General features: G+C 36.7%; 1 pseudogene. It reads left to right on the forward strand.

The window, feature by feature from the left end:
- Positions 1-1,036, forward strand: a pseudogene (locus VF675_RS13660) (hypothetical protein); the annotation flags it as partial.

Raw genomic sequence — 1,036 nt, forward strand, 5'->3', positions numbered from 1 at the left:
AGACATTTTTAAAGAAATTTCTCAGCTGATCACTGCTACATACACAAATGTAAATTCTGACCTTGCTCAAATTGATTTTAAGTGGCTTGATCAGCAAATTCTGGACAAGTTCAATATCCATAGAGCAGTTTTAGAGCAGCTCTGCCAAACATCCAAATTTAAGGACAATGCTGCAGATTACCTTCAATTCTGTTTTAAACAAGTGAAACAGATTTGTAAGGAGAAAAACCAGCAGTGGCAAAAGGATTACCCTTCCTATGCCGAGAGCTATGAGATTAAGTTGCCCGATTGGATCGTCTACACACCTAAACGTCTGGACAATATTTTTTCTGTTTACAAACTACAGCAGGGCACTATGCTCGCCAAGGTAAAAGAAGAACTTTATTTAAATTGGGGGGATTATCTCGCACAACAAACCCAAGGCATCCTTTTAGAATCTACAGATAAAGAGCAACAAAAATTAGTGAATACCTTGTTTGAATGTATGTGTATTTCATTAATTTTTGATCAAGGATGTATTCAATCTGAACGGTTGCTGGCGATTCATGATGCAATTTTTAAAATGAACCTCGATAGTGGCTTGCTCCCTATCTATTCAAATTATAATAATGCTTATGTTTTTTCTTACACATTGCTCTCAACAAAGTATGGCAACATCTATCGTCAGGATGGCGAAGAAGAGACGGAGTTATGGCAAACTCAGCATATCTATTTCAATGCCTTTGTGATGCTATGTTATAGACGGATTCAGCAACTACTCAATGGACCACAAGCGTATATATTACAAAACACGTCACCATTACAATGCTGGGAAAAGGAACGCAGTGAAACCGAAGTTCCGATTCAGCGCGAAGACCTATTGTTAGAAAAACTCAAGACGCATTTCGACAGTGTGCTTAATCTGAAGAAGGAGGATAAAGCCTCTAAAAAATTGCCTGAGGAAGTACAATTTGATCATCATATTCAACTATTTTTAAAAGATCTGGAAAAAAAAGGTTTTACTGTTTTTAAACATATGGATTATGTTTTATGGCAG

It is taken from the genome of Acinetobacter sp. Lyrl_1 (assembly GCF_051948795.1).
GTDB classification, from domain to species: Bacteria; Pseudomonadota; Gammaproteobacteria; order Pseudomonadales; family Moraxellaceae; genus Acinetobacter; species Acinetobacter towneri.